Raw genomic sequence first — 21,324 nt, forward strand, 5'->3', positions numbered from 1 at the left:
TTCTTGGCCGGAGCCGCCTTCTTGGCCGGAGCCGCCTTCTTGGCCGGGGCCGCCTTCTTGGCCGGGGCCGCCTTCTTGGCCGGAGCGGCCTTCTTGGCCGGAGCGGCCTTCTTGGCCGGGGCCGCCTTCTTCGCCGGCGCCGCCTTCTTCGCCGGCGCCGCCTTCTTCGCCGGCGCCGCCTTCTTGCCGGGCACGGCCTTGGTCACGGTTGCCCTGGCCGACTTCTTCGCCGGCGCCTTGGCGGCGGCCACCGAGCGGCCGGGCGCTGACGTCGCAGCCGCCGATCCGCCGTCGGTGCCGTCGGTCGTCGCACGCGCCCGGCCCCCTGCGCCCGCTCGGCGCAGCGCCCGCCCGATACGTCCGACGCCAGCCATAAGACCCCTCTCGTCATCGGCCGCTTTTCGCGAATTCGATCGGCGCCCGCAAAGGCGGTCAATATACGAGTCCGCGAACCGCACCGCCACTCCCCGCGCCGCCGAACCCGCCTTTTTCGGGCGGCGGAGCAGGGAAACAGGCGCTTTGCCCGGCCCATTTCTTCGGGTGGCTACGATTGGTTCCAGCTCTGACGAGGACAAGTAGCGGCGGAATCCGGCCGAAGCGACCCGGGGACGGTGGAAGCCCGGGGGTACGGTCCGCCCGCGAAATCACCTCTGAGCTCCGGAAGAACGGGCGATCGCCGCAGCCCAGCCGCGGAAGAGCTCCAGTAGAACCGGAAACGAAACGAAGTGGGCCCGCGGCCGGAGGCAGGCGGCGGGTCAACGAGGGTGGTACCGCGGCGCTCAACGGCGTCGTCCCTCGAGTCCGAGCAGTCGCCCGACTCGAAGGAGCTGTACCGGTGAACGGTTACGACCCGCTGCCGCCCCACGTCGACCTCCCGGCCCTCGACTCCGAGGTCATCGCCCGCTGGGTCGAATCCGAGGTGTTCCAGCGCAGCATCGACGCCACCGCCGGCGCCCCGTCCTGGACCTTCTACGAGGGCCCGCCGACCGCGAACGGCATGCCGGGCACCCACCACGTCGAGGCCCGCGCCTTCAAGGACGTCTTCCCCCGCTACCGGACCATGAAGGGCTACCACGTCCCGCGCCGCGCGGGCTGGGACTGCCACGGCCTGCCGGTCGAGCTGGCCGTGGAGAAGGAGCTCGGCTTCACCGGCAAGCCCGACATCGAGGCGTACGGGATCGCCGAGTTCAACGCCAAGTGCCGCGAGAACGTCCAGCGCCACGTTGACGCGTTCGAGTCGATGAGCGAACGCATGGGCTACTGGGCCGACTACGAGCACGCCTACTGGACGATGAACGCCGACTACGTCGAGTCGGTGTGGTGGGCGCTGAAGCAGATCTTCGACAAGGGACTGCTCGTCGAGGACTACCGGGTCGCGCCCTACTGCCCCCGGTGCGGCACGCCGCTGTCCGACCACGAGGTCGCCCAGGGCTACGAGGACGTCACCGACCCTTCGGTCTTCGTCCGGTTCCCCCTGACGTCCGGGCCGTGGGCCGGCGTGGCCGATCTGCTGGTCTGGACCACGACCCCGTGGACGCTCGTCTCCAACACCGCGGTCGCGGTGAACCCCGAGGTCACCTACCTGGTCGCCCGCGACGGGGACGCCACGCTCGTGATCGCCGAACCGCTGCTGGCCAAGACACTCGGCGACGACGCGGAGGTGCTCGCCACCTTCCCCGGGCGCGAGATGGAGCGCTGGACCTATCAGCGGCCGTTCGAGCTCATTCCGCTCGAGGACGCCAACTTTCTGGTGCTCGCCGACTATGTCACCACCGACGACGGGTCCGGACTCGTCCACCAGGCGCCCGCCTTCGGCGCCGACGACATGGCCGTGGCCCGCGCCTACGACCTGCCCGTGGTCAAGCCGATCGCCGCCAACGGTCACTTCGAGGCCGAGATCGCTTTGGTCGGCGGGATGTTCTTCAAGGACGCCGACCTGCCGCTCGTCGACGACCTGCGGGCGCGCGGACTGCTCTTCCGCCACGTGCCGTACACGCACAGCTATCCGCACTGCTGGCGCTGCCACACGCCGCTGATGTACTACGCGCTGCCCGCCTGGTACATCCGGACGACGGCGATCAAGGAGCAATTGCTGGCCGAGAACGAGGCGACCAACTGGTATCCGGCCACCATCAAGAACGGCCGCTACGGCGACTGGCTCGACAACAACATCGACTGGTCGCTGTCGCGCGACCGCTACTGGGGCACGCCGCTCCCCATCTGGCGCAACGACGCGGACCCGACCCGGCTGCGTTGCATCGGCTCACTCGCCGAGCTGCACGAGCTGTCCGGTGTCGAGCTGGCCGATCCGCACCGTCCCTTCGTCGACGATGTGACGTTCACGCTGCCCGGTGAGGACGGCACGTACCGGCGCGTCCCGCAGGTCATCGACGGCTGGTTCGACTCCGGCTCGATGCCGTTCGCGCAGTTCGGCGCTCCGTACCGCAACGCCGATGAGGCGCAGGCGGCCTACCCGGCCGACTTCATCTGCGAGGCGATCGACCAGACCCGTGGGTGGTTCTACTCCTTGATGGCGGTCGGCACGCTGGTGTTCGACCGGTCGTCGTATCGCAACGTCGTCTGCCTCGGCCACATCCTGGCCGAGGACGGGCGCAAGATGAGCAAGCACCTCGGCAACATCCTCGAGCCGATCCCGCTGATGGATCAGCACGGCGCCGACGCGCTGCGCTGGTTCATGTTGTGCAGCGGCTCGCCGTGGTCCTCGCGCCGGGTCGGGCACAAGGTGCTGGACGAGATCGCGTCGAAGGTCATCAGGACGTACTGGTCGATCGCGTCGTTCCAGTCCCTCTACGCCCGGGCCAACGAGTGGGTTCCGGGCGCCGACGGCGAGCGCACCATGCTCGACCGATGGGCGCTGTCGGAGGTCTCCCGGGTGGCCGCTGACGTGGACGACGCATTGGAGAATTTCGACACCGCCCGGGCCGGGAAGGCGCTCAGCGGCTGCATCGACGACCTGTCGAACTGGTACGTCCGCCGTTCGCGGCGCCGCTTCTGGGACGGCGACCCGGCGGCGCTGTCGACGCTGCACGAGTGCCTCGACGTGCTGACCCGGCTGCTGGCACCGCTCATCCCCTTCGTCACCGAGCGCGTGTGGTCGGCGCTGTTCGCGGTCACCGGCGGCGTCGATTCCGTGCACCTCGCCCAGTGGCCGAGTGCCGACCCGGCCCAGGTCGACCCCGCGCTCTCCGGCCAGGTCGCCCTCGTGCGGCGGTTGGTGGAGCTCGGCCGGTCGGCGCGCGCCGACTCGAAGATGAAGACCCGCCAACCGCTCGGCCAGGCGCTGATCTCCGCGCCGGGATGGGCGACCCTGCCCGAGGACCTCAAGGACCAGGTCCGCGAAGAGCTCAATGTCGTCGCCCTGGCGAGCCTCAGCGACGCCGACGAGCTGGTCGAGCTGTCGGTGAAGGCGAACTTCCGCGAGCTGGGCCGCCGCTTCGGCAAGCGCACCCAGGCCGTCGCCGACGCGATCCAGGCGCTCGATCCGGTCGCCTTCGTCGCCGCCTACCGGGCTGGGACCGCGAGCATCGAACTGGACCGGGAGACGCTCCCGATCAGCGGCGACGAGGTGATCATCGCCGAGACGCCGCGCTCCGGCTGGGCGGTCGCCTCGGCCGGGGGCGACACCGTGGCCCTCGACCTGGAACTCACGCACGAGCTGCGGCTGGCCGGACTGGCCCGCGAGATCATCCGGCTCATCCAGGACGCCCGTAAGAACGCCGGCCTCGACGTCACCGACCGCATCCAGCTGTGGTGGCGGGTCGGCGGCTCACCCGAGCCGGCCGAGGCGATCCGCGTCCACGCGGCGCAGATCGCCGCCGAGGTGCTGGCCGTGGCCCTGCACGAGGGCGAACCGGGCGAGGAGCTCTACAGCGCAGCCGACGAGGGGCTCGGGCTGCGCGTGTGGCTGCGCAAGGCGACCGACTGACGCCGGTATGCACCCGTAACCGTCGCCAACTCGCCGGTTGCGGCGGAGTTGGCAGCGGCTACGGGTGCAAACGGCTCAGCGGTTGCGCTGGCACAGCGAGCACGGCATGAAGCCGTCCTCGACCGCCTGGTCGTACGGCACGCTCTGCGACTTCTGGCCCTTGATGATCAGACAGTCCTGCGCGTGGTAGCGCGGCCGGCCGTCAACTACCCACACCCGCCGCGCGCTGCCTGATGCCGCGCCGGACGCGATGGGCTCGACGGCGACCGCCGCGCCGACGGCGACGAGCTCGGGCTCCGGCGCCCGCTGCGGCTCCGGCTTGGGCTCGGGCGCAGCTGCGACCACCGGCTCGGGCTCGGGCTGCGGTTCCGGTTCGGGCTCGGGTTCCGGTTCGGGCTCGGGCTCGGGTTCCGGCTCGGGCTCGGGCTCGGGTTCCGGCTCGGGCTCGGGTTCCGGCTCGGGCTCGGGCTCCGGCTCCGGCTCCGGCTCCGGTTCGGGCTCGGCCGCGACCACCGGCTCCGGCTCCGGCTCGAGCTCCGGCTCGAGCGGGACTTCGGTTGCCGGCGCGGCGGCGGCCGCGACGGGCAGGCACACCGGGCACGGCGCAAAGCCGTCCTCGACCGCCTGCTCGAACGGCACCGGCTCGTCGTCGAGGCCGACCAGGAGCTCGCACCCCTGCAGGTGGTAGTCCGGGTAGCCGTCGACGACCCAGACGTCCTGGTTCGTGAGGTCGGGCGCACCTCCGATCAGCGCGGTCTCGGCCTCAGGCTCGGGTTCGCCCGACGGTGCGCCGGACGCACCAGTGACGGCCGCGGTCAGCGCGAGGTGGGGTTCGCAGATCTCGCAGGGCTGGAAGTCGTCCTCCACGGCCTGGTCGAACGGGATCGCCACGGCGTCCAGTCCCGCCAGCTCGCGGCAACCGGCCAGGTGGAAGTCCGGGTACCCGTCGGCCACCCACACCTCGAGCCCGGTGGCGTCGGAGACATCGGAGAATGCGGCAGCCGGGCGGTCGGTTTGAGCGACGGCCGGCTCCGGCTCCGCCGCAAATTCCGGCTCGGGCTCCGCCACCAGTTCCGGCGCGAGCTCGGGCTCGAGTTCCGGCTCCAGTTCCAGCTCGGGTTCCGGGGGGCCCTGCGGTGCCTCGGACGCCTCGGGGTCGCACACCCGGCAGGCGGCGAAGCCGTCCTCCACCGCCTGGTCGTGCGGGACCGGCTCGGAGTCCAGCCCGATGAGTTCCGGGCACCCCGCGCGGTGATAGTCGGGGAAGCCGTCGACGACCCAGACGTCGGCGGAATCTCCGGCCGGTGCGGTACCGGCCGGCCCGAGCTCGGCGGTCGAAGCACCGACTGGCTCGAGTTCCGGTTCGACGTCGGCGGCAGCGACCGGCTCGGGCTCCGGACGGTCGTCGGGCGCGACGGCGGCTTCTGGCTCACAGGTTGCGCACGGTGCGAAGCCGTCCTCCACCGCCTGATCGTGCGGCACTGCCACGGCGTCCAGCCCGGCGAGTTGCCGGCAGCCCGCGCGGTGGTAGTCGGGGAAGCCGTCGACGACCCACACCTGAGCCCCAGCGAAAGCCACCGCGACGTCCTCGGCCGGCTCGTCGGCCGCCGGTGCGGCCGCAGGCACGTCTTCGGGCGCGACATCGACCTCGGTGTCGGGCCGGCAGATCGCGCAGGCCTGGAAGCCGTCCTCGAGCGCCTGGTCGTACGGGACCGGCTGGGAGTCGAGGCCGTTGAGTTCGTGGCAGCCGGCGAGGTGGTAATCCGGGTAGCCGTCGGCGACCCACACTTCCCGACCGGTTGACCGATCAGCCGCGAGCGGCTCGAACGCCGTCGTCGCCCCGTGCTCGAACTTCGTCATGGACACCGCGGGCTCGGGCTCCAGCACCGCCGGCGCACGCTCGGCCACCGCGGGCTCGGGCTCGGCCGCCGCGGCCTCGGGCGCGGCGAGGTCGGCGGCGATCGCGGCGTCGGGTGTGCAGACGGTGCACGGCTCGAAACCGTCCTCGATCGCCTGGTCGTAGGGGACCGGCTCGGACGGCAGGCCGACGAGCGCTGTGCAGTCCTCGACGTGGTACTCCGGGTGGCCGTCGACGACCCAGACCCGGCGGATCGTCGCGGCGAGCACGGGTGCGCTCACCGGAGCGACGGGCACCCCGGCGAACTCGATGTCAGGGTTGCAGACGACGCACGGCTGGAAACCGTCCTCGACCGCCTGGTCGTACGGGATGGGCTCGGCCTCAAGGCCCTCGAGCTCGCCGCAGCCGGCGTGGTGGTACTCGGGGTATCCGTCGGCCACCCACACGTCGCGTGCGGACGATCCAGCGCCCCCGACGGACGGCCCAGCCGGCACGGCGGCGGCTTCGGCCCGCCGGCAGACCGGGCACGGCTCGAAGCCGTCCTCGACGGCTTGGCTCAGCGGGATCGGCTCGGCGCTGCGACCGACGAGCGTCAGGCAACCCTCGTCGTGGAACTCCGGGCTGCCGTCGACGACCCAGACCTCGGCAGCGGAACTGGCCGGCGGCTCGAAAGCCTCCGCCGCCGGACCACCGACCGGTGAACAGCTCGGGCACGGCGTGAATCCGTCCTCGATCGCCTGGGTGAGCGGGATCGGCTCGGGATCGAGGTCGGCGAGCAGGGCGCAGCCGAGCCGGTGGTACTCCGGCCGGCCGTCGACGACCATCACTTGGTCGGCCGGCCCGGTCGCGGCGAGCGCGGCGGACTCACTTGGCGAGTCCGGCGCCGACTCGGCCGCAGCCTTGCGGCGGCGTCCCCTCATGCGGCCAGCGTCCTTGTCACTTTTTTCCGCCCTGTCCGCTCTGTTACCACGTGCCATATGTGCCCGGCGCTCCTTGATCGTGCCCCACGAACGGTACAAAACCGCTGCCGCCAGCACGGTAGCGACGATCGAAGCGATGAGCCACGCGACGCTCGCGTACGCCAGGCCGATTATCACCGCCACCACGGCGAAGATCAGCAGACCAATCAGCACCACGGCGCTTCACTCCCCGAACCGGACGGGCACAGCATCGGTCGGACGCCCTGCGGGCCGACCGGCTGCACGTTCGTGCTTTGCCTGTCGTCGATGCGCCGGATCAACCCTGTTGCGCGTCGACGAACTCGCCCGTCGAGTTGGCGGCGTCGGTCTTGCCCGTCGCGTCCAGGTCGCGCAGTTGCGATTCGAGGTAGCTCTTGAGCCGGGTGCGGTACTCCCGCTCGAAGGTGCGAAGTTCCTCGACCCGCCGCTCGAGGGCGGCCTTGCGCTGCTCGAACTGGGCAGTGATCGTTGCGGCCCGCTGTTCGGCGTCCTGCACCGCCTGGGTCGCCCGCGCCGAGCTCTCCTCTTGCAGCTGGCGGGCCCGGCTCTCGGCGTCGGCGAGCTGACGGCTCGTCTTCTCGTTCGTCGCGGCGATCATCGCCTCGGCACTGCTCTGGGCCTCGGTCACGAGGCGCTCGGCCTCGGCCTTCGACTGGGCCAGGTGCTGGTCGGCCGTCTGCTGGGCGAGCGCGAGCATCTGGACCGCCTGCGCGTGGTGCTCGCTCGGGGCGTTGGCGTCGCGGGTGGCCGCGGGGGGTGTCCGCTGGGCGGCGGCCAGGTTCTGCTGGGCCTGCTCGAGTTGCTTGCGGTTCTCCCCGAGCTGGCGCTCGGTCTGGGCGAGCTGCTGCTGCAGCTGGACGATCTGCTGCTGCGCGCCGTTCTTGCTCTGACTGATCGTCCGCTCCAACTCCGCGATCCGGCTCTGCAGGCGGGCGTTCTCCTCACGGGCGGCGTTCAGCTCGGCACCGTCGTCGCCCTGGGCGGCGGGCGCCGGGGCGGGCTGGCCTGAACCGATCCGGGCCCGGAGGTCGTTGTTCTCCTCGATGAGGCGCGACAGCTCGACCTCGACGATGTCGAGGAAGGCATCGACCTCTTCCTCGTCGTATCCCCGCTTACCGATGGGCGGCTTCTTGAAGGCGACGTTGTGTACTTCAGCAGGGGTCAACGGCATTCGGTCACCTCAGTGGCTCGTCGCATGCCGGTCACGCCGGCGGGCTGTGGTGCGGTGGTCATTGTGCACAAGATTCACGGTGTTGCTCGATCCTAGGGAACGCCCTACCCGAACGTCAGGGCAACCTGGCGCAACGCGATGAGCACGATGAGCAGGATGATGACGCTCAAGTCGAGGCTCACAGTACCGAGCTGGAGCGGCGGCACCAATTTACGCAGCAGGCGGATCGGCGGATCTGTCGCGACATAGACGAGCTCGACCCCGACGGCGGCGGCACCGGCCGGCCGCCAGGCGCGGGCGAACTGCCGGGTCCAGTCGACCACCAGTCGGGCCAGAATGAGGATTATGTAGACATAAATCGCGTATCCGATGACGCCCCACAACAGCGCCATCGGTCACCACCCTCCCCATCCAAAGCCGGCTGCCTCCCCAACGTGTCACCAGCCTAGTGAGTGCCGCTGGCCCAGTGAGTTGGCGCTGGGAGCCGCAGGCGACAGCGGCACCGCAACGCAAGGCTGGTTCGCGACAACAGCAGTGAATCCCGGGGAGGCGGGCTAGCTCAGCTCTGGTTGAAGAAGCCGCTTTCGATGCGGGCCTTGTCCTGCGCCGTCACGCTCACATTGTGCGGGCTGAGCAGGAAGACCTTGGCCGTGACCCGCTCGATGCGACCGTGCAGCCCGAAGGTGAGCCCCGCCGCGAAGTCGACGAGACGCTTGGCGTCGGCATCGTCCATGTCGGACAGGTTCATGATCACCGGGGTGCTCTTGCGGAAGTGCTCGCCGATCGTCCGCGCCTCGTTGTAGGTGCGCGGGTGCAGCGCGGTGATCTGGTACGTCGGTTGCGAGGACGGCACGAACTCGTCGGCGTACTGGCCCGCCTTGTCCTCGCCGTACTCGCGCCCGTAGGACGATTCGACGTGCGCGGACTCGCGCGGGTAGCGCTGCTCGGCGTAATCGTCGCGGCGGGCCGGCGCCCGTTCGGTCGTCTGCCCGTAACCGTCGGCATCTGAGTACTCGTCGTCCTCGACGAGACCGAGATAGACGCCCATGCGGTGCATCGCTCCGGGCATTGCTCCTCCAGAACTTCGGGATCGTTGTACCCGGACGCTAGCCGACAACGGGGCTTCGACGTCCGAGCAACGCCGATCCGACACGCACGTGTGTTGATCCGTGTCGGACGGCCGCTTCGAGGTCCTCGCTCATTCCCGCCGAGATGGCGTCGGCCTTCGGGTGCGCCGCCCGCAGGGCGTGCGACACGTCGGCCAGCCGGGCGAAGGCGGAGTCCGGGTCGGCGCCGAGCGGCGGTACCGCCATCACGCCCCGCAGCCGTAGCTGTGGACGTTCAGCGACGGCGTCCGCGAGCTCGGCGACGCCGGCGGCGGGAACCCCGCCGCGGTCGGGATCGCCGTCGAGGCTGACCTGGACGAACACGTCGAGCGGTGTGGGCCGCGATTCGGCAACCGCCGCATCGGCCAGTGCCCGGATCAGCTTCCGACGGTCGACCGAGTGCACGGCGTGGGCGTAGGACACGACACTGCGCGCCTTGTTCGTCTGCAACCGCCCGACGAGATGCCACCGCAGCTCGACCGGCGGATACGGCGGGCCGGCCAGCTCGGCGATCTTGGCCCGGGCCTCCTGGTCCTTGCTCTCGCCCACGTCGGTGACGCCGATCCGGGCCAGGGTGGCGATGTCGGAAGCGGGGCGCGTCTTCGACACGGCAACGAGGGTCACCGACGACGGGTCGCGCCCGGCGTCGGCACAGGCCGCCGCGATACGCGCGCGCACGGCGCCCAGCGCGGTGACCAGCTCGGCCCGGCGGCGTTCGTCGTCCCCACCAGCCGACACGGCCGCTACTTCAGGAAGTCCGGGACGTCCAGCTCGTCGTCGATGGTCACCGGGGTGGATCGGGCCACCCCGTTGGTCACGGGCACGGAGTACTGGTCGGCCGGATCCGGCTCGGCGGCCGGACGCGGCTGTGGCAACGGCGACGGCGCCGGCTGCGTCAAGCGCGTCGTCGCCGCCGGCTCGCGCCGGATGTCGACCTTCTTGTAGGGCAGCTGACCGCTGTCGAACCCGGCGGCGATGACGGTCACCTTCACTTCGTCACCGAGCGTGTCGTCGATGACCGCGCCGAAGATGATGTTGGCGTCCGGGTGCGCCGCCTCGGCAACCAGCGAGGCGGCCTCGTTGATCTCGAACAGGCCGAGGTCCGAGCCACCGTAGATGGACAGCAGGACGCCGTGCGCGCCCTCCATGCTCGCCTCGAGCAAGGGGCTGGCGATGGCGATCTCCGCGGCCTGGCGGGCCCGGTTGTCGCCGCGGGCCGCGCCGATACCCATCAGCGCCGAGCCGGCACCGCTCATCACGCTCTTCACGTCGGCGAAGTCGAGGTTGATCAGCCCCGGCGTCGTGATCAGGTCGGTGATGCCCTGGACGCCGGAGAGCAGCACCTGGTCGGCCGCGCGGAACGCGTCCATGACCGACACGTTGTGCTCACTGATCTGCAGCAGCCGGTCGTTGGGAATGACGATCAGCGTGTCGCACTCGGCGCGCAGCGCGTCGATGCCGTCGTCGGCCTGGGTGGCGCGCCGCTTGCCCTCGAAGCTGAACGGCCGGGTCACCACGCCGATGGTCAGGGCGCCGAGTTTGCGCGCGATGCTGGCCACGACCGGCGCCCCGCCGGTTCCGGTGCCGCCACCCTCGCCCGCCGTGACGAAGACCATGTCGGCGCCCTTGAGGACCTCTTCGATCTCGTCGCGGTTGTCCTCGGCGGCCTTGCGCCCGACATCGGGCTGCGCGCCGGCACCGAGCCCGCGGGTGAGCTCCCGGCCGACGTCGAGCTTGACGTCGGCGTCGCTCATCAACAGGGCCTGGGCGTCGGTGTTGACGGCGATGAACTCGACCCCTTTGAGGCCGACCTCGATCATCCGGTTCACGGCGTTCACGCCGCCGCCGCCGACGCCGACGACCTTGATGACCGCCAGGTAGTTGTGCGGTGCTGTCATGGTGGGAGCTCCTACCTCAATGGCTGGTCGTGCCGGATAGCTGTTCGGTGTGCGCGGGCTGATCGATGGCAAGCGGGCCGGGAAACCCTCACCCTCAAGTAGACGCTTAATGTTATGTCAACCTGGGATGTTGTTGCCGAAGTTAGAACTTCGACGCAGCGATCCGGTGCAGGCGCGCCGTGCGACACGCCGACTTATCGCGTGAACGGCAGGTCCGGGTCGGTGACATCGATCTGCGAGCTGCCGTGCCTGAGCAGCAGCGGCAGCAGCCGTGCCTTGTCCGTGGTCCGGGAGTCGCTCCCCCACTGCACGACCCGGCCGCGGGTCAGGACGAGCGTGATCGCTGCCGGGTTCAACGCCTCGATCGAGCGGACCTGCGTGCGCACCGAAGCCGGCAAGGCGGCCGCGACGGCGGCCACCGCTTCCCCGGTGGGCCGCGCGTCGGCCCCGGTCGGAATCACGAACCTCGGCAACCCTTCGGGCACCGCGGCCACGGCGCGGTACTGCGCCCCCGTGCGGTCGACCAGCACGCTGCGGCTCGAGGAGCGCACGTAGCCGACCGGCTGTCGCTCGGTCACGGTGATCACGACGGTGGACGGGAAGGAGGTGCTGACGTGCGCCGACGCGACCGCGGCCAGCTTCTCGACCCGACGGCTGACGGCGAGGGTGTCGATGCGGACCAGTGGCGTCCCGGAGCTGATGTGCGCGGCGTCGCGCACCTGCGCGGCGGTCAAGAAGTGCGTGCCGCGAACGTCGACCGACCGGGCTCCGAATACGGAGCTGAAGGCCACCAACCACGTGGCGACAACTGCGACGACGACCGTGGCCCCCACGACGGCGAGCGCAGGCCGACGGCGGTCCGGTCGCGGAGGCTCCTCGTCGTCGTCGGTGTCGCGCAGGTACCTCGTCGTCGTGGTCACGGTTGCGCCCGGTCGGGCTGGCGCGCACAGGCGTCGCGGATCACGTCGCAGAGCAGGTAGACGTTGCCGATGCCCATCGTGATGACGAGGTCGCCCGGACGGGCCAGTTCGGCAATGCGCTCCGGTACCGCGTCATAGCGCGGTTCGTAGATCACCTGGTCGGCCGGCAGCTCGATCAGGTCGCTGATTGTCGCGCCGGTGACGCCGGGGATCGGCTCTTCGCGAGCCGGGAAGATGTCCATGACGACCGCGACGTGCGCGATGGAGAGGGCCTGGGCGAACTCCCGGGCGAAGGTCTGGGTGCGGCTGTAGGTGCCGGGCTGGAACACCGCGATCAGCCGGCCGGTTGCGGCGAGCGCCAGCTTGGCCGCCGAGAGGGACGCCGCGATCTCGGTGGGGTGGTGCGCGTAGTCGTCGTAGACCCGCACGCCGCCGCCTTCGCCGTGAGATTCGAATCGCCGATGAACGCCACCGAACGCGGCCCAGGACCAGATGGCGACGTCGACGTCGAGCCCGAGATGCTCGGACAGGATGAGCGCGGCGGCGGCGTTCAACGCCATGTGGGCGCCGATGAGCGCACCAACCCGTACGCGACGGACTCCGACGCCCGGCCCGCTGACCGTGAACTCGACCGAGTCCGCCCACGTGGCGATGTCGGACACGCGCACGTCGGCGTCCTCGCCGGTGCCGTACGTGCGCACGAGGCGCCCGGTGGCCCGGGCGTAGTCTGCCATGCGACGCGCGCCGGCGTCGTCGGCACAGGTCAGCAGCAGGCCGTCCTGATCGATGCGGTCGACGAACAGCTCGAACGCATGGAAGATGCCCTCGAGGTCGCCGTGATTCTCCAGGTGATCGGCTTCGACGTTCGTGATCACCGCCGCGGACGGCCGGGTGAGCAGGAACGATCCGTCGCTCTCGTCCGCCTCGACGACGGCGAACGGTCCGCTGCCGAGATGGGCGTTCTTCCCCGTCTCGTACAGATTCCCGCCGATGGCGAAGGACGGGTCGGCGCCGCACGCCTGCGCGGCGACGACCAGCAGCGACGTCGTCGACGTCTTGCCGTGCGTTCCCGCGACGGCCACGCAGCGCTTGTCCTCCAGGGCCGACGCGAGCGCGGCCGCGCGGCGCAGCACCGGCATCCCGCTGTCGCGGGCGGCGGCGAACTCCGGGTGCTTCGGACTGATCGCCGTCGTGTAGACGAACGTGTCGACGCCGTCGAGGTGAGCCGGCGAGTGCCCGATGTGCACGGTCGCGCCCAGTGCTCGCAGGCCGGCCACGGTGATCGAGTCGCGCGCCTCGCAGCCGCTCACCTCGAGCCCGCGCTCCACCAGGATGCGCGCCAGTGCCGACATGCCGGATCCGGCGATTCCCATGATGTGGACGCGGCCGAGACCGGCAAGGGGCGGGACGACGTCGGTGGCGGCGCTGCGGACGAGCGCCGCACCCGGAGCCGCCCAGTCGTCAGGCCGGTCCCCCGCGTGGTCGGACGTCGGAGGGATCATCCCGCTCGCTCCCGACGGCGTTCGGCTACCAGGGCGAGGACCTGCCGGGCGAGGACGACGTCGGCGTCGCGGGCGCCGGACCGTGAGGCCGCCGCGGACATCTGCGCGATCCGCCCGGGATCGGTCATGATCGGCAGCAGGTTCGCCTCCACCCAGGCCGACGTGAACTGGTCGTTGTCGACGATAACCGCGGCGCCGGCGGCGGCGAGCGGCTCGGCGTTGAGGCGCTGCTCACCACCGCGCAGCGGCAGCGGGACGAAGACCGCCGGCAGGCCGACGGCGCCGAGCTCCGCGCAGGTCATCGCACCCGATCGGCACACGACGAAGTCCGCCGCGGCATACGCGTACTGCATCTCGCCGACGAACGGCACCACGACATACGGCGGCGAGCCGGGCGCGACGTCGACGACGTTGGCCGGCCCTACGATGTGCAGCACCTGCACGCCGGCGGCGCGCAGGGCCGGCGCGGCACCGGCGACAGCGGTGTTGATCGCCTGCGCGCCCTGCGAACCGCCAGTGACCATCAGCACCGGCGCCTCGAGCTCGAGACCGAACCGGGCCCGCGCCTCGGCGCGGAGCGCTGCCCGGTCGAGATCGGCGATCGCCGGCCGCAGCGGAATACCTACCGGCGTGGCATGCGCGAGCTTCACGCTCGGCGATGCGGTGAACACGTGCGTCGTGAGCCGAGCCGCGACCCGGTTGGCGACGCCCGCCCGAGCGTTCGCCTCGTGCACCACGATCGGGATGCGCCGGCGCCGTGCGGCGAGGTAGGCCGGCATGGCGACGTAACCACCGAACCCGACGACGACCTCGGCCCGGACGCGGTCGAGCACCGCTCCGGCCGCCCGCACCGAATCTCGCAGCCGCGCCGGAGTGGCGAGGAGCGCCCGGTTGAGCTTGCGTTGCAGAGGCACCGGCGGAATCAACTCGAGCGGGTAGCCGCGCGCCGGGATCAACGTGGTGTCCAGTCCGCGAACCGTGCCTAGTGCGGTGATCTCGGCGGTCGGCGCGAGGCGGTGAACGGCGTCGGCGAAGTTCATCGCCGGCTCGATGTGCCCGGCCGAGTGACCGCCGGCGAGAACGACCCTCACGGCCGGCCCGGCGTGAGCTTTGGGCCGCTCGCTTCGCTCGGGGCCGGCGCTCACGCCACTCCCCGCTTCGCTCGGGCCGCGCCGCGGCCGGCGCGCTCTTCGCGCGAGCGCTCATCGCTCTGGCGGTTACGGCGCGGCGGGCTTGCCGCGTTGACCCTGTTCCGACCGCCCGGCGGCGGGCTGGCCCTGCGCTTCTTCGGGGGGACGTAGGCGCAGGGGACGGGGATGGCGCACCAGCGTTCCAGGCGGGTGCGGGTTCCGCGGCGTTCGGCCCGGCGGGCCGCGGTCACCGCGGCCGACTCGTGCCGGGCGAAGGACACGAGCATGCCCAGCACGAAGAAGGTGATCAACAGCGACGTCCCGCCCGCGGAGATCAACGGCAGCGGGATACCGGTGACCGGCAGCAGACCGCTGACGTAACCGATGTTGATGACGGCCTGACCGCACAGCCAGATCGTGGCGCCGCCCGCGGCGAGGCGGACGAAGGGATCGGCGCTGCGGCGCACGATCCGCATGCCGGCGTAGGCGAACAGGCCGAACAGGCCCAGGACGGCCAGACAGCCGATGAGACCGAGTTCCTCGCCGATGATCGCGAAGACGTAGTCGGAGTTCGCGTTCGGTACCCACCCGTACTTCGACGTCCCTTGGCCCAACCCGACCCCGACCAGCCCGCCGGAAGCAAGCGCGTACAAACCCTCGACCGTGTGATAGCCGCTGCCCTTGCGATCCTCGAACGGGTGCAGGAACGTCGTCAGCCGCTGCAGGCGGTACGGCGCAGAAACGGCGAACACCGCGATCGCGCCGACGACCAGGCCCAGCACGGTCGCGAAGTAGTGCAGTGGCATGCCGATCATCCAGAGCAGACCCAGCAGGACGAGCATGAAGCAGCACGTCGTCCCGAGGTCCGGCTCGGCCATCACGAGCAGGCTGACGAGGGCGAAGCCGGGCAGCAGCGGCACGAACAGGTGCCGGGCGCGACGAAGCGTGCCGAGCTGCTGCTTGCGGGCAAGGAGGTCGGCGCCCCAGAGCAGCATCCCGACCTTGGCGAGCTCCGACGGCTGCAGCTGCAACGGGCCGAGATCAATCCAGCGCCGCGCGCCGTAGACGCCGACGCCGATGCCGGGGATCAACACGGCGACGAGCGCGATCATGGACACGACGAGGACCGGATAGCTCAGTACGCGGATCGCGCGGGGCGACAGCCGCACCGCGAACCAGAACACGAACAGGCCGATCGCGATGAACTCGGCTTCCTTCACCGACTGGCTCCAGATCGAGCCCGCACCGTTGTTGTCGTGCGCCGCCGCGATCGTGGTGGACACCGCCATCAGCACGCCGAAACCGAGCAGTCCCACCGAGGCGAGCAGCAACAGCTGCAGCGACGCGTAGGGCCGGTCGAGGAACCGCTGGGCCGGCTCGTCGCGATTCAGCCGTGCGCGTACGCCGGACAGCAGGGCGTTGGTCATGTCGTCTGCTCCCGCGCGGCGTCGGCGAAGGCATCTCCGCGCGCGGCGTAGCCGCTGAACATGTCGTAGGACGCGGCGGCGGGTGCGAGCAGCACGGTGTCGCCGGGACGCGCGAGTCCGGCCGCGGCGTGCACCACCTCGGTCATCGCACCATCGTCGGTGCTGTCGACCGTGATCACGGGGACGTCGGGCGCGTGTCGTGCGAGGGCCGCGGCAACTAGAGCCCGATCGGCTCCGAGCAGCACCACGCCGGCCAGGCGGTCGGCGACAGTGGCGACCAGGTCGGACACGTCGACGCCCTTGAGCTGGCCGCCGGCCACCCACACGATGCGCGGATAGCCGCGCAACGACGCCTGGGCGGCATGCGGGTTCGTCGCCTTGCTGTCGTCCACCCATGTCACGCCGTCGGCGACGTGGACGACCTGGTTGCGGTGCGGGTCCGGGACGAAGGTGCGCAACCCCTCGTCGACAACCCGTGGCGCGACACCGCGGGCGCGGGCGAGGGCGGCGGCCGCCAGAGCGTTGGCGACGTTATGGGCACCGGACGGACGGACCGCGTCCACCTCGGCGAGCGGTACCCGATCGTCGCCGAACGCCCGCGAGACCAGCCGGCCGTTCGCGACTCCGAGCTGCCCGTCGCGCGGCTCGCCCAGGGTGAAGCTGACACCGCCGGGCGCGAACAGTGCGGTGACGCGCGGGTCGTCGGCGTTGGCCACGGCGACGTCGCCGTCCCACACCGCTGTCTTGGCCTGCTCGTACGCCTCCATCGAGCCGTGCCAGTCGAGGTGATCGGGGGCGAGGTTGAGCAGGACGCCGGCGCGCGGGCGGATCGTGGACGACCAGTACAACTGGTAGCTCGATGCCTCGACGGCCAGGACGTCGTACGGAACGGCTGCGACGACGGCATCGATGATCGACACCCCGACGTTGCCCACGGCGAGCGCCCGCAGCCCGTCGGCGCGAAGCATCGACTCGAGCATCCGGACGGTGGTCGTCTTGCCGTTCGTGCCGGTGACGACCAGCCAGTCGGCCGCGGCCGGGCCGCGCAGTCGCCACGCGAACTCCAGCTCGCCGATCACCTCGATCCCGCGCGCCGTCGCGTCGGCGAACAGCGGATGACGCGGCGGCCAACCAGGTGACGTGACGACCAGGGCCGTGTCCGCCGGCACCGAGTCGAGCGGGCCGGCGAACTCGGCGCCGGCCGCGATCAGCTCGTCGAGGCCGGCCGGCCGGTCGCGATCGGTGAGCCGGACGGCGGCGCCACGGGCCAGCAGCGCCCGCGCCGCGGCCTGGCCGGCGAAGCGGGCCCCGCAGACCAGCACGGCGCTGCCGGACAGGTCCGGCAGCCGGTCAGCCATTGCCGATGAAGTCGGCGTAGAACAGGCCCATCCCGAAGGCCACGGCCATCCCGCCCATGATCCAGAAGCGCACGATGATCGTGCTCGGATCCCAGCCCAGGAGCTCGAAATGGTGGTGGAGGGGCGCCATCCGGAATATTCGCCGACCGGTGCCCGTGCGTATCCGGGTGACCTTGAACCAGCCGGTCTGCAGGATCGACGACACGGTGATCGCGGCGAAGAGGCCGCCGAGCGCGATGAGCAGCAACTCGGTGCGGGTCAGGATCGCCAGTCCACCCATCAGGCCGCCCAGGGCGAGCGACCCGGTGTCGCCCATGAAGATCTGCGCCGGTGAGGCGTTCCACCAGAGGAAGCCGAAGCACGCGCTCATCGCCGACGCCGCGACGAGGGCCAGGTCGAGGGAGTCCCGCACCTGGTAGCAGCCGCCGACGGGGTTGTTGCCACACGGATTGCGGAACTGCAGGAACGAGATGAGTGTGAACGCGCCGAACACCATCGCCGCTGCCCCGGCGGCCAGCCCGTCCAAGCCGTCGGTGAGGTTCACTGCGTTGGAGGTTGCGGAGATGATCAGGTAGGCGAGGATCACGAATCCCACCGACCCGAATCCGATCGCGGCGATGTCGCGCACGAACGACAGGTGGGTGGACGCCGGGGCGTCGCCGAACTTGTTCGGCCAGTGCAGGGCGAGGATCGCGAACGCGACGGTGACGAGAAGCTGGCCGGTGAACTTCGCCCGGGCCCGCAGCCCGAGGCTGCGCTGGCGACGGATCTTGATGAGGTCGTCGACGAAACCGACCGCACCGAGGCCGACCATCAGGAACAGGGCGAGCAGGCCCGAGGCAGTGGGCCCCCCGCCGCCCCGGACGGCGATGATGATGTGCGCAAGGGCGTAGCCGATCACGGTCGACCCGATGATCGCGACGCCGCCCATCGTCGGCGTCCCGCGCTTGACCAGGTGGGTCTGCGGGCCGTCGATCCGGATCTCCTGGCCGAACCCGCGGCGGCGGAAGTACACGACCACCATCGGGGTGCACAGGATCGACGTCAGCAGCGCGAACACCGCGGCGATGAGGATGGTCTTCACGCCTCGTCGCCTCCGCTCGTGCTCGTCGCGCCTGATGCAACGCCGGCTGCCGCATCGTCGACGAGAGCTAGGGCAACCCGTTCCAGACTCGCCGCCCGGGACGCCTTGACCAGCACCACATCGCCGTTGTGCAACTCGCTGCGCAACAGAGCAACGGCCGCGTCGACGTCGGCCACCCAACTCGATTCGCCGTCCTCCGAGCCTTCCAGAGCGGCTCCGAGCTGGATCGGGCGGGCCTGCTCCCCGACTGCGATCACCCGCGAAATGTGCAGGCGGCCGGCCAGCCGGCCGATCGCATCGTGCTCGGCCGGAGCGTCCGGCCCGAGCTCGGCCATCTCACCGAGGACGGCGAACGACCGCCCGCCGCCCGGGCGCCGGCTGCGGGCGACGGCCGCCAGCGTGTTCAGCGCCGCTCGCATCGACTCGGGGTTGGCGTTGTAGGCGTCGTTGATGATCAGCACGCCGTCACGCCGGTCGGTGACCTCCATCCGCCAGCGACTTGCGGCTGTCGCGGCGCTGAGCGCAGCAGCGACGTCGAGCAGGGACAGTCCGCACTCCAGCGCCACCGCTGCGGCCGCGAGCGCGTTGCCGACGTGGTGGGCGCCGACCAGACGCAGCAGCACCGCGGCCTGCCCAGCCGGCGCGACCAGGGTGAAGGACGGCCGGCCGAGCTCGTCCAGAGCGACGCCTTCTGCGCGGACGTCGGCTGTCGGCGCCTCGCCGACGGTCACGATCCGCGCGCGGGTCCGGGCCGCCATCGCTGCAACCAGCTTGTCGTCGGCATTCAGGATCGCGACACCGTCGGGCGGCAGCGCCTCGACGAGCTCGCCCTTCGCCTGGGCGATGGCCTCCCGCGAGCCGAACTCGCCCAGGTGCGCACTGCCGACGTTGAGGACGACGCCGATGCGGGGCGGCGCGATCTCGGTGAGGTACCGGATGTGGCCGATGCCGCGCGCGCTGTTCTCGAGGACCAGGTATCGGGTGTCCCGCGTGGCCCGCAACACCGTGTAGGGGTGCCCCAGCTCGTTGTTGAACGAGCCCGGGGGCGCGACGGTCGGTCCGGCGGTCCCCAGCACCTGCGCCAAGAGGTCCTTCGTGGAGGTCTTGCCGGATGAGCCGGTCACCCCGATCACCGTGACGTCCGGCAGCCGCTCGAGCACCGCTGTCGCGAGCGCGGCCAGGGCGGCGAACCCGTCCTCCACGAGGATCGACGGCCCCGCGACCTCACGGGTGACGATGCTGGCCACCGCTCCGTTCGCGACGGCGGTCGCGGCGAAGTCGTGGCCGTCGACCCGCTCGCCGGCAATGGCGAGGAAGAGGCCGCCCTCGGTCACGGCGCGCGAGTCGAACTCGACCGATCCGGTGACCGGTACGGACGGGTCGGCGCCGGCCAACCGTCCGCCGACGATGGCCGCAACCTCGCCCAGCGCCAGCTCGATCATCGGGCGGTCCCGAGGGCCGCCCGCAGCACGATCCGGTCGTCGAACGGGTGGACTACGCCCGCGATCTCCTGCCCGGTCTCGTGACCCTTGCCGGCGACGAGGACGGTGTCCCCCGCGCCGGCGGCAACCACGGCGGCGGTGATGGCCTCGGCGCGATCCCCGATCTCGGTCACCTGACCGCGCTCGGCCACCGGCACGGATTTCACGCCCTCGAGCATGGCCCGCCGGATCGCGGCCGGATCTTCCGACCGCGGGTTGTCGTCAGTGACGATGAGCAGGTCGGCATCGCGGGCGGCGATGGCGCCCATGTGCGGCCGCTTGCCGCGGTCCCGGTCCCCGCCGCAGCCGAGGACGACGATGAGCCGGCCCTTGGTCAGTGGCCGCAGGGCGCGCAAAGCGCCCTCCACCGCCGCCGGCTTGTGGCTGTAGTCGACGACGGCCAGGAACGGCTGCCCGGCATCGATGCGTTCCATCCGCCCGGGCACCGACGCCCGCGCGATGGCCGGCGCGGCCGCCGCCGGGTCGACACCGGCGCCGGCCAGGACCGCCAGCGCCAGCAGGGCATTCGCGACGTTGTAGCGGCCGGGTACGGCAGAGCCGATCAGCAGATCGACCCCCGGCCCCAGCGCGCGAAACGTTGTCGTCCCGTCCGCCTGCTCGGCGATGTCGACCGCTTCCCAGGTGGCCCGCCGGTCCCCGACGGTCGTCACGGTGGCGAGGGGGCCCTCGACCACCTCGGTGAGGCGGGTGCCCCAGTGGTCGTCGATGACGATGACCGCGGACCGGGTCCGTCCGGTCGCGAACAGCCGCGCTTTCGCGGCGAAGTAGTCCTCCATGTCGGCATGGAAGTCGAGGTGGTCCTCCGACAGGTTGGTGAAGCCGGCGACGTCGAACCGGATTCCATCGACCCGGCCCATCGCGAGCGCGTGACTCGACACCTCCATTGCGACGTCGGTCACTCCGCGGTCGCGCATGACCGCGAGCAGGGCCTGGACCTCCGGCGCCTCGGGTGTGGTGAACCCGGTCTTGATCTCGTCGTCGCCGACCATGGTCGCCACGGTCCCGATCACCCCGGGCACCCGCCGGGCTGCCTGCAGGCCGGCCCGCATGAGGAACGTCGTCGTCGTCTTGCCACTCGTACCGGTGACACCCAGGACGGCCATGTCGGCGCTCGGGTTCGCGTACACGTCGGCGGACACGGGGCCGAGCACTGCGCGCACGTCGGGGACCACCACCACCGGCACGCCCAGTCCGTCGGTGAACGCCTGCCCGGCCGGATCCGTCAGCACCGCCGCCGCACCAGCGGCGACCGCGGCGAGGGCGAAGGAGGCGCCATGGGCTGACCGGCCCGGCACACCGGCGAACAGATCGCCGGTGCGGATGAGGTCTGTGGCAGCGGTGATCCCGGACACGGCGACGTCGGCGCCCTGCAGCGTCCCGCGGCCGTCGACGAGGGCGCTCAGCCGCACCGGCGGCGTGGCCGGGCGCGGCACCCCCGCCCCGGGATTCGCTGGCGTCGGCAC

15 protein-coding genes and 1 pseudogene are annotated in these 21,324 nt (G+C 71.1%); 1 reads left to right on the plus strand and 15 read right to left on the minus strand.

Going from position 1 to position 21,324, the window contains the following annotated elements:
- A pseudogene (locus ABR571_RS17355) lies at window positions 1-374 on the minus strand (hypothetical protein); the annotation flags it as partial.
- A gap of 461 nt (window positions 375-835) precedes the next feature.
- Between ABR571_RS17355 and ileS the strand changes: the two are divergent.
- Window positions 836-3,946 carry an isoleucine--tRNA ligase gene (gene ileS, locus ABR571_RS17360; protein WP_409454463.1) on the plus strand — a complete coding sequence of 1,037 codons (3,111 nt, stop codon included), beginning with the start codon at window positions 836-838 and terminating at the stop codon, window positions 3,944-3,946.
- 75 nt (window positions 3,947-4,021) lie between these two features.
- Here the strand turns inward: ileS and ABR571_RS17365 are convergent, their stop codons facing one another.
- From ABR571_RS17365 to ABR571_RS17430, 14 genes are all read right to left on the minus strand, one after another.
- Window positions 4,022-6,724 carry a hypothetical protein gene (locus ABR571_RS17365; RefSeq protein WP_409454464.1) on the minus strand — a complete coding sequence of 901 codons (2,703 nt, stop codon included), beginning with the start codon at window positions 6,722-6,724 and terminating at the stop codon, window positions 4,022-4,024.
- Between the two features lie 316 nt (window positions 6,725-7,040).
- Window positions 7,041-7,934: a DivIVA domain-containing protein gene (locus ABR571_RS17370; protein ID WP_409454465.1), complete on the minus strand. Its 894-nt coding sequence runs from the start codon at window positions 7,932-7,934 to the stop codon at window positions 7,041-7,043.
- Between the two features lie 104 nt (window positions 7,935-8,038).
- Entirely contained in the window at window positions 8,039-8,326 is a 288-nt protein-coding gene (locus ABR571_RS17375; protein WP_409454466.1) for a YggT family protein, read from the minus strand.
- A 167-nt stretch (window positions 8,327-8,493) separates the two neighbouring features.
- Window positions 8,494-9,003: a cell division protein SepF gene (locus tag ABR571_RS17380; RefSeq protein ID WP_409454467.1), complete on the minus strand. Its 510-nt coding sequence runs from the start codon at window positions 9,001-9,003 to the stop codon at window positions 8,494-8,496.
- A gap of 37 nt (window positions 9,004-9,040) precedes the next feature.
- The gene (locus ABR571_RS17385) at window positions 9,041-9,778 is read right to left on the minus strand and encodes a YggS family pyridoxal phosphate-dependent enzyme (RefSeq protein ID WP_409454468.1); all 738 of its coding nucleotides are present in this window, start codon (window positions 9,776-9,778) and stop codon (window positions 9,041-9,043) included.
- Between the two features lie 5 nt (window positions 9,779-9,783).
- Window positions 9,784-10,938 (minus strand): cell division protein FtsZ, encoded by a 1,155-nt coding sequence (ftsZ, locus tag ABR571_RS17390; protein WP_409454469.1) that lies wholly within the window; start codon window positions 10,936-10,938, stop codon window positions 9,784-9,786.
- A gap of 194 nt (window positions 10,939-11,132) precedes the next feature.
- Window positions 11,133-11,858, minus strand: a complete 726-nt coding sequence (locus ABR571_RS17395) for a cell division protein FtsQ/DivIB (RefSeq protein WP_409454470.1) — start codon at window positions 11,856-11,858, stop codon at window positions 11,133-11,135.
- Window positions 11,855-13,360, minus strand: coding sequence for a UDP-N-acetylmuramate--L-alanine ligase (gene murC, locus ABR571_RS17400; protein WP_409454471.1), 1,506 nt, complete (start codon window positions 13,358-13,360; stop codon window positions 11,855-11,857). The genes ABR571_RS17395 and murC overlap by 4 nt, the downstream gene beginning before the upstream one ends.
- Window positions 13,357-14,451: a UDP-N-acetylglucosamine--N-acetylmuramyl-(pentapeptide) pyrophosphoryl-undecaprenol N-acetylglucosamine transferase gene (locus tag ABR571_RS17405; protein WP_409454472.1), complete on the minus strand. Its 1,095-nt coding sequence runs from the start codon at window positions 14,449-14,451 to the stop codon at window positions 13,357-13,359. The genes murC and ABR571_RS17405 overlap by 4 nt, the downstream gene beginning before the upstream one ends.
- A 50-nt stretch (window positions 14,452-14,501) precedes the next feature.
- Window positions 14,502-15,917: a putative lipid II flippase FtsW gene (gene ftsW, locus ABR571_RS17410; protein WP_409454473.1), complete on the minus strand. Its 1,416-nt coding sequence runs from the start codon at window positions 15,915-15,917 to the stop codon at window positions 14,502-14,504.
- Complete coding sequence (gene murD, locus ABR571_RS17415) at window positions 15,914-17,275, minus strand: UDP-N-acetylmuramoyl-L-alanine--D-glutamate ligase (protein WP_409454474.1); 1,362 nt, start codon at window positions 17,273-17,275, stop codon at window positions 15,914-15,916. Before murD ends, ftsW begins: the two co-directional genes overlap by 4 nt.
- Window positions 17,268-18,359 carry a phospho-N-acetylmuramoyl-pentapeptide-transferase gene (gene mraY / locus ABR571_RS17420; protein WP_409454475.1) on the minus strand — a complete coding sequence of 364 codons (1,092 nt, stop codon included), beginning with the start codon at window positions 18,357-18,359 and terminating at the stop codon, window positions 17,268-17,270. Before mraY ends, murD begins: the two co-directional genes overlap by 8 nt.
- Entirely contained in the window at window positions 18,356-19,801 is a 1,446-nt protein-coding gene (gene murF, locus ABR571_RS17425; protein ID WP_409454476.1) for a UDP-N-acetylmuramoyl-tripeptide--D-alanyl-D-alanine ligase, read from the minus strand. Before murF ends, mraY begins: the two co-directional genes overlap by 4 nt.
- A complete protein-coding gene (locus ABR571_RS17430; RefSeq protein WP_409454477.1) occupies window positions 19,798-21,324 on the minus strand; it encodes a UDP-N-acetylmuramoyl-L-alanyl-D-glutamate--2,6-diaminopimelate ligase in 1,527 nt (508 codons plus the stop codon). Before ABR571_RS17430 ends, murF begins: the two co-directional genes overlap by 4 nt.

The organism is Jatrophihabitans sp. (assembly GCF_046262535.1).
GTDB lineage: Bacteria > Actinomycetota > Actinomycetes > Mycobacteriales > Jatrophihabitantaceae > Jatrophihabitans.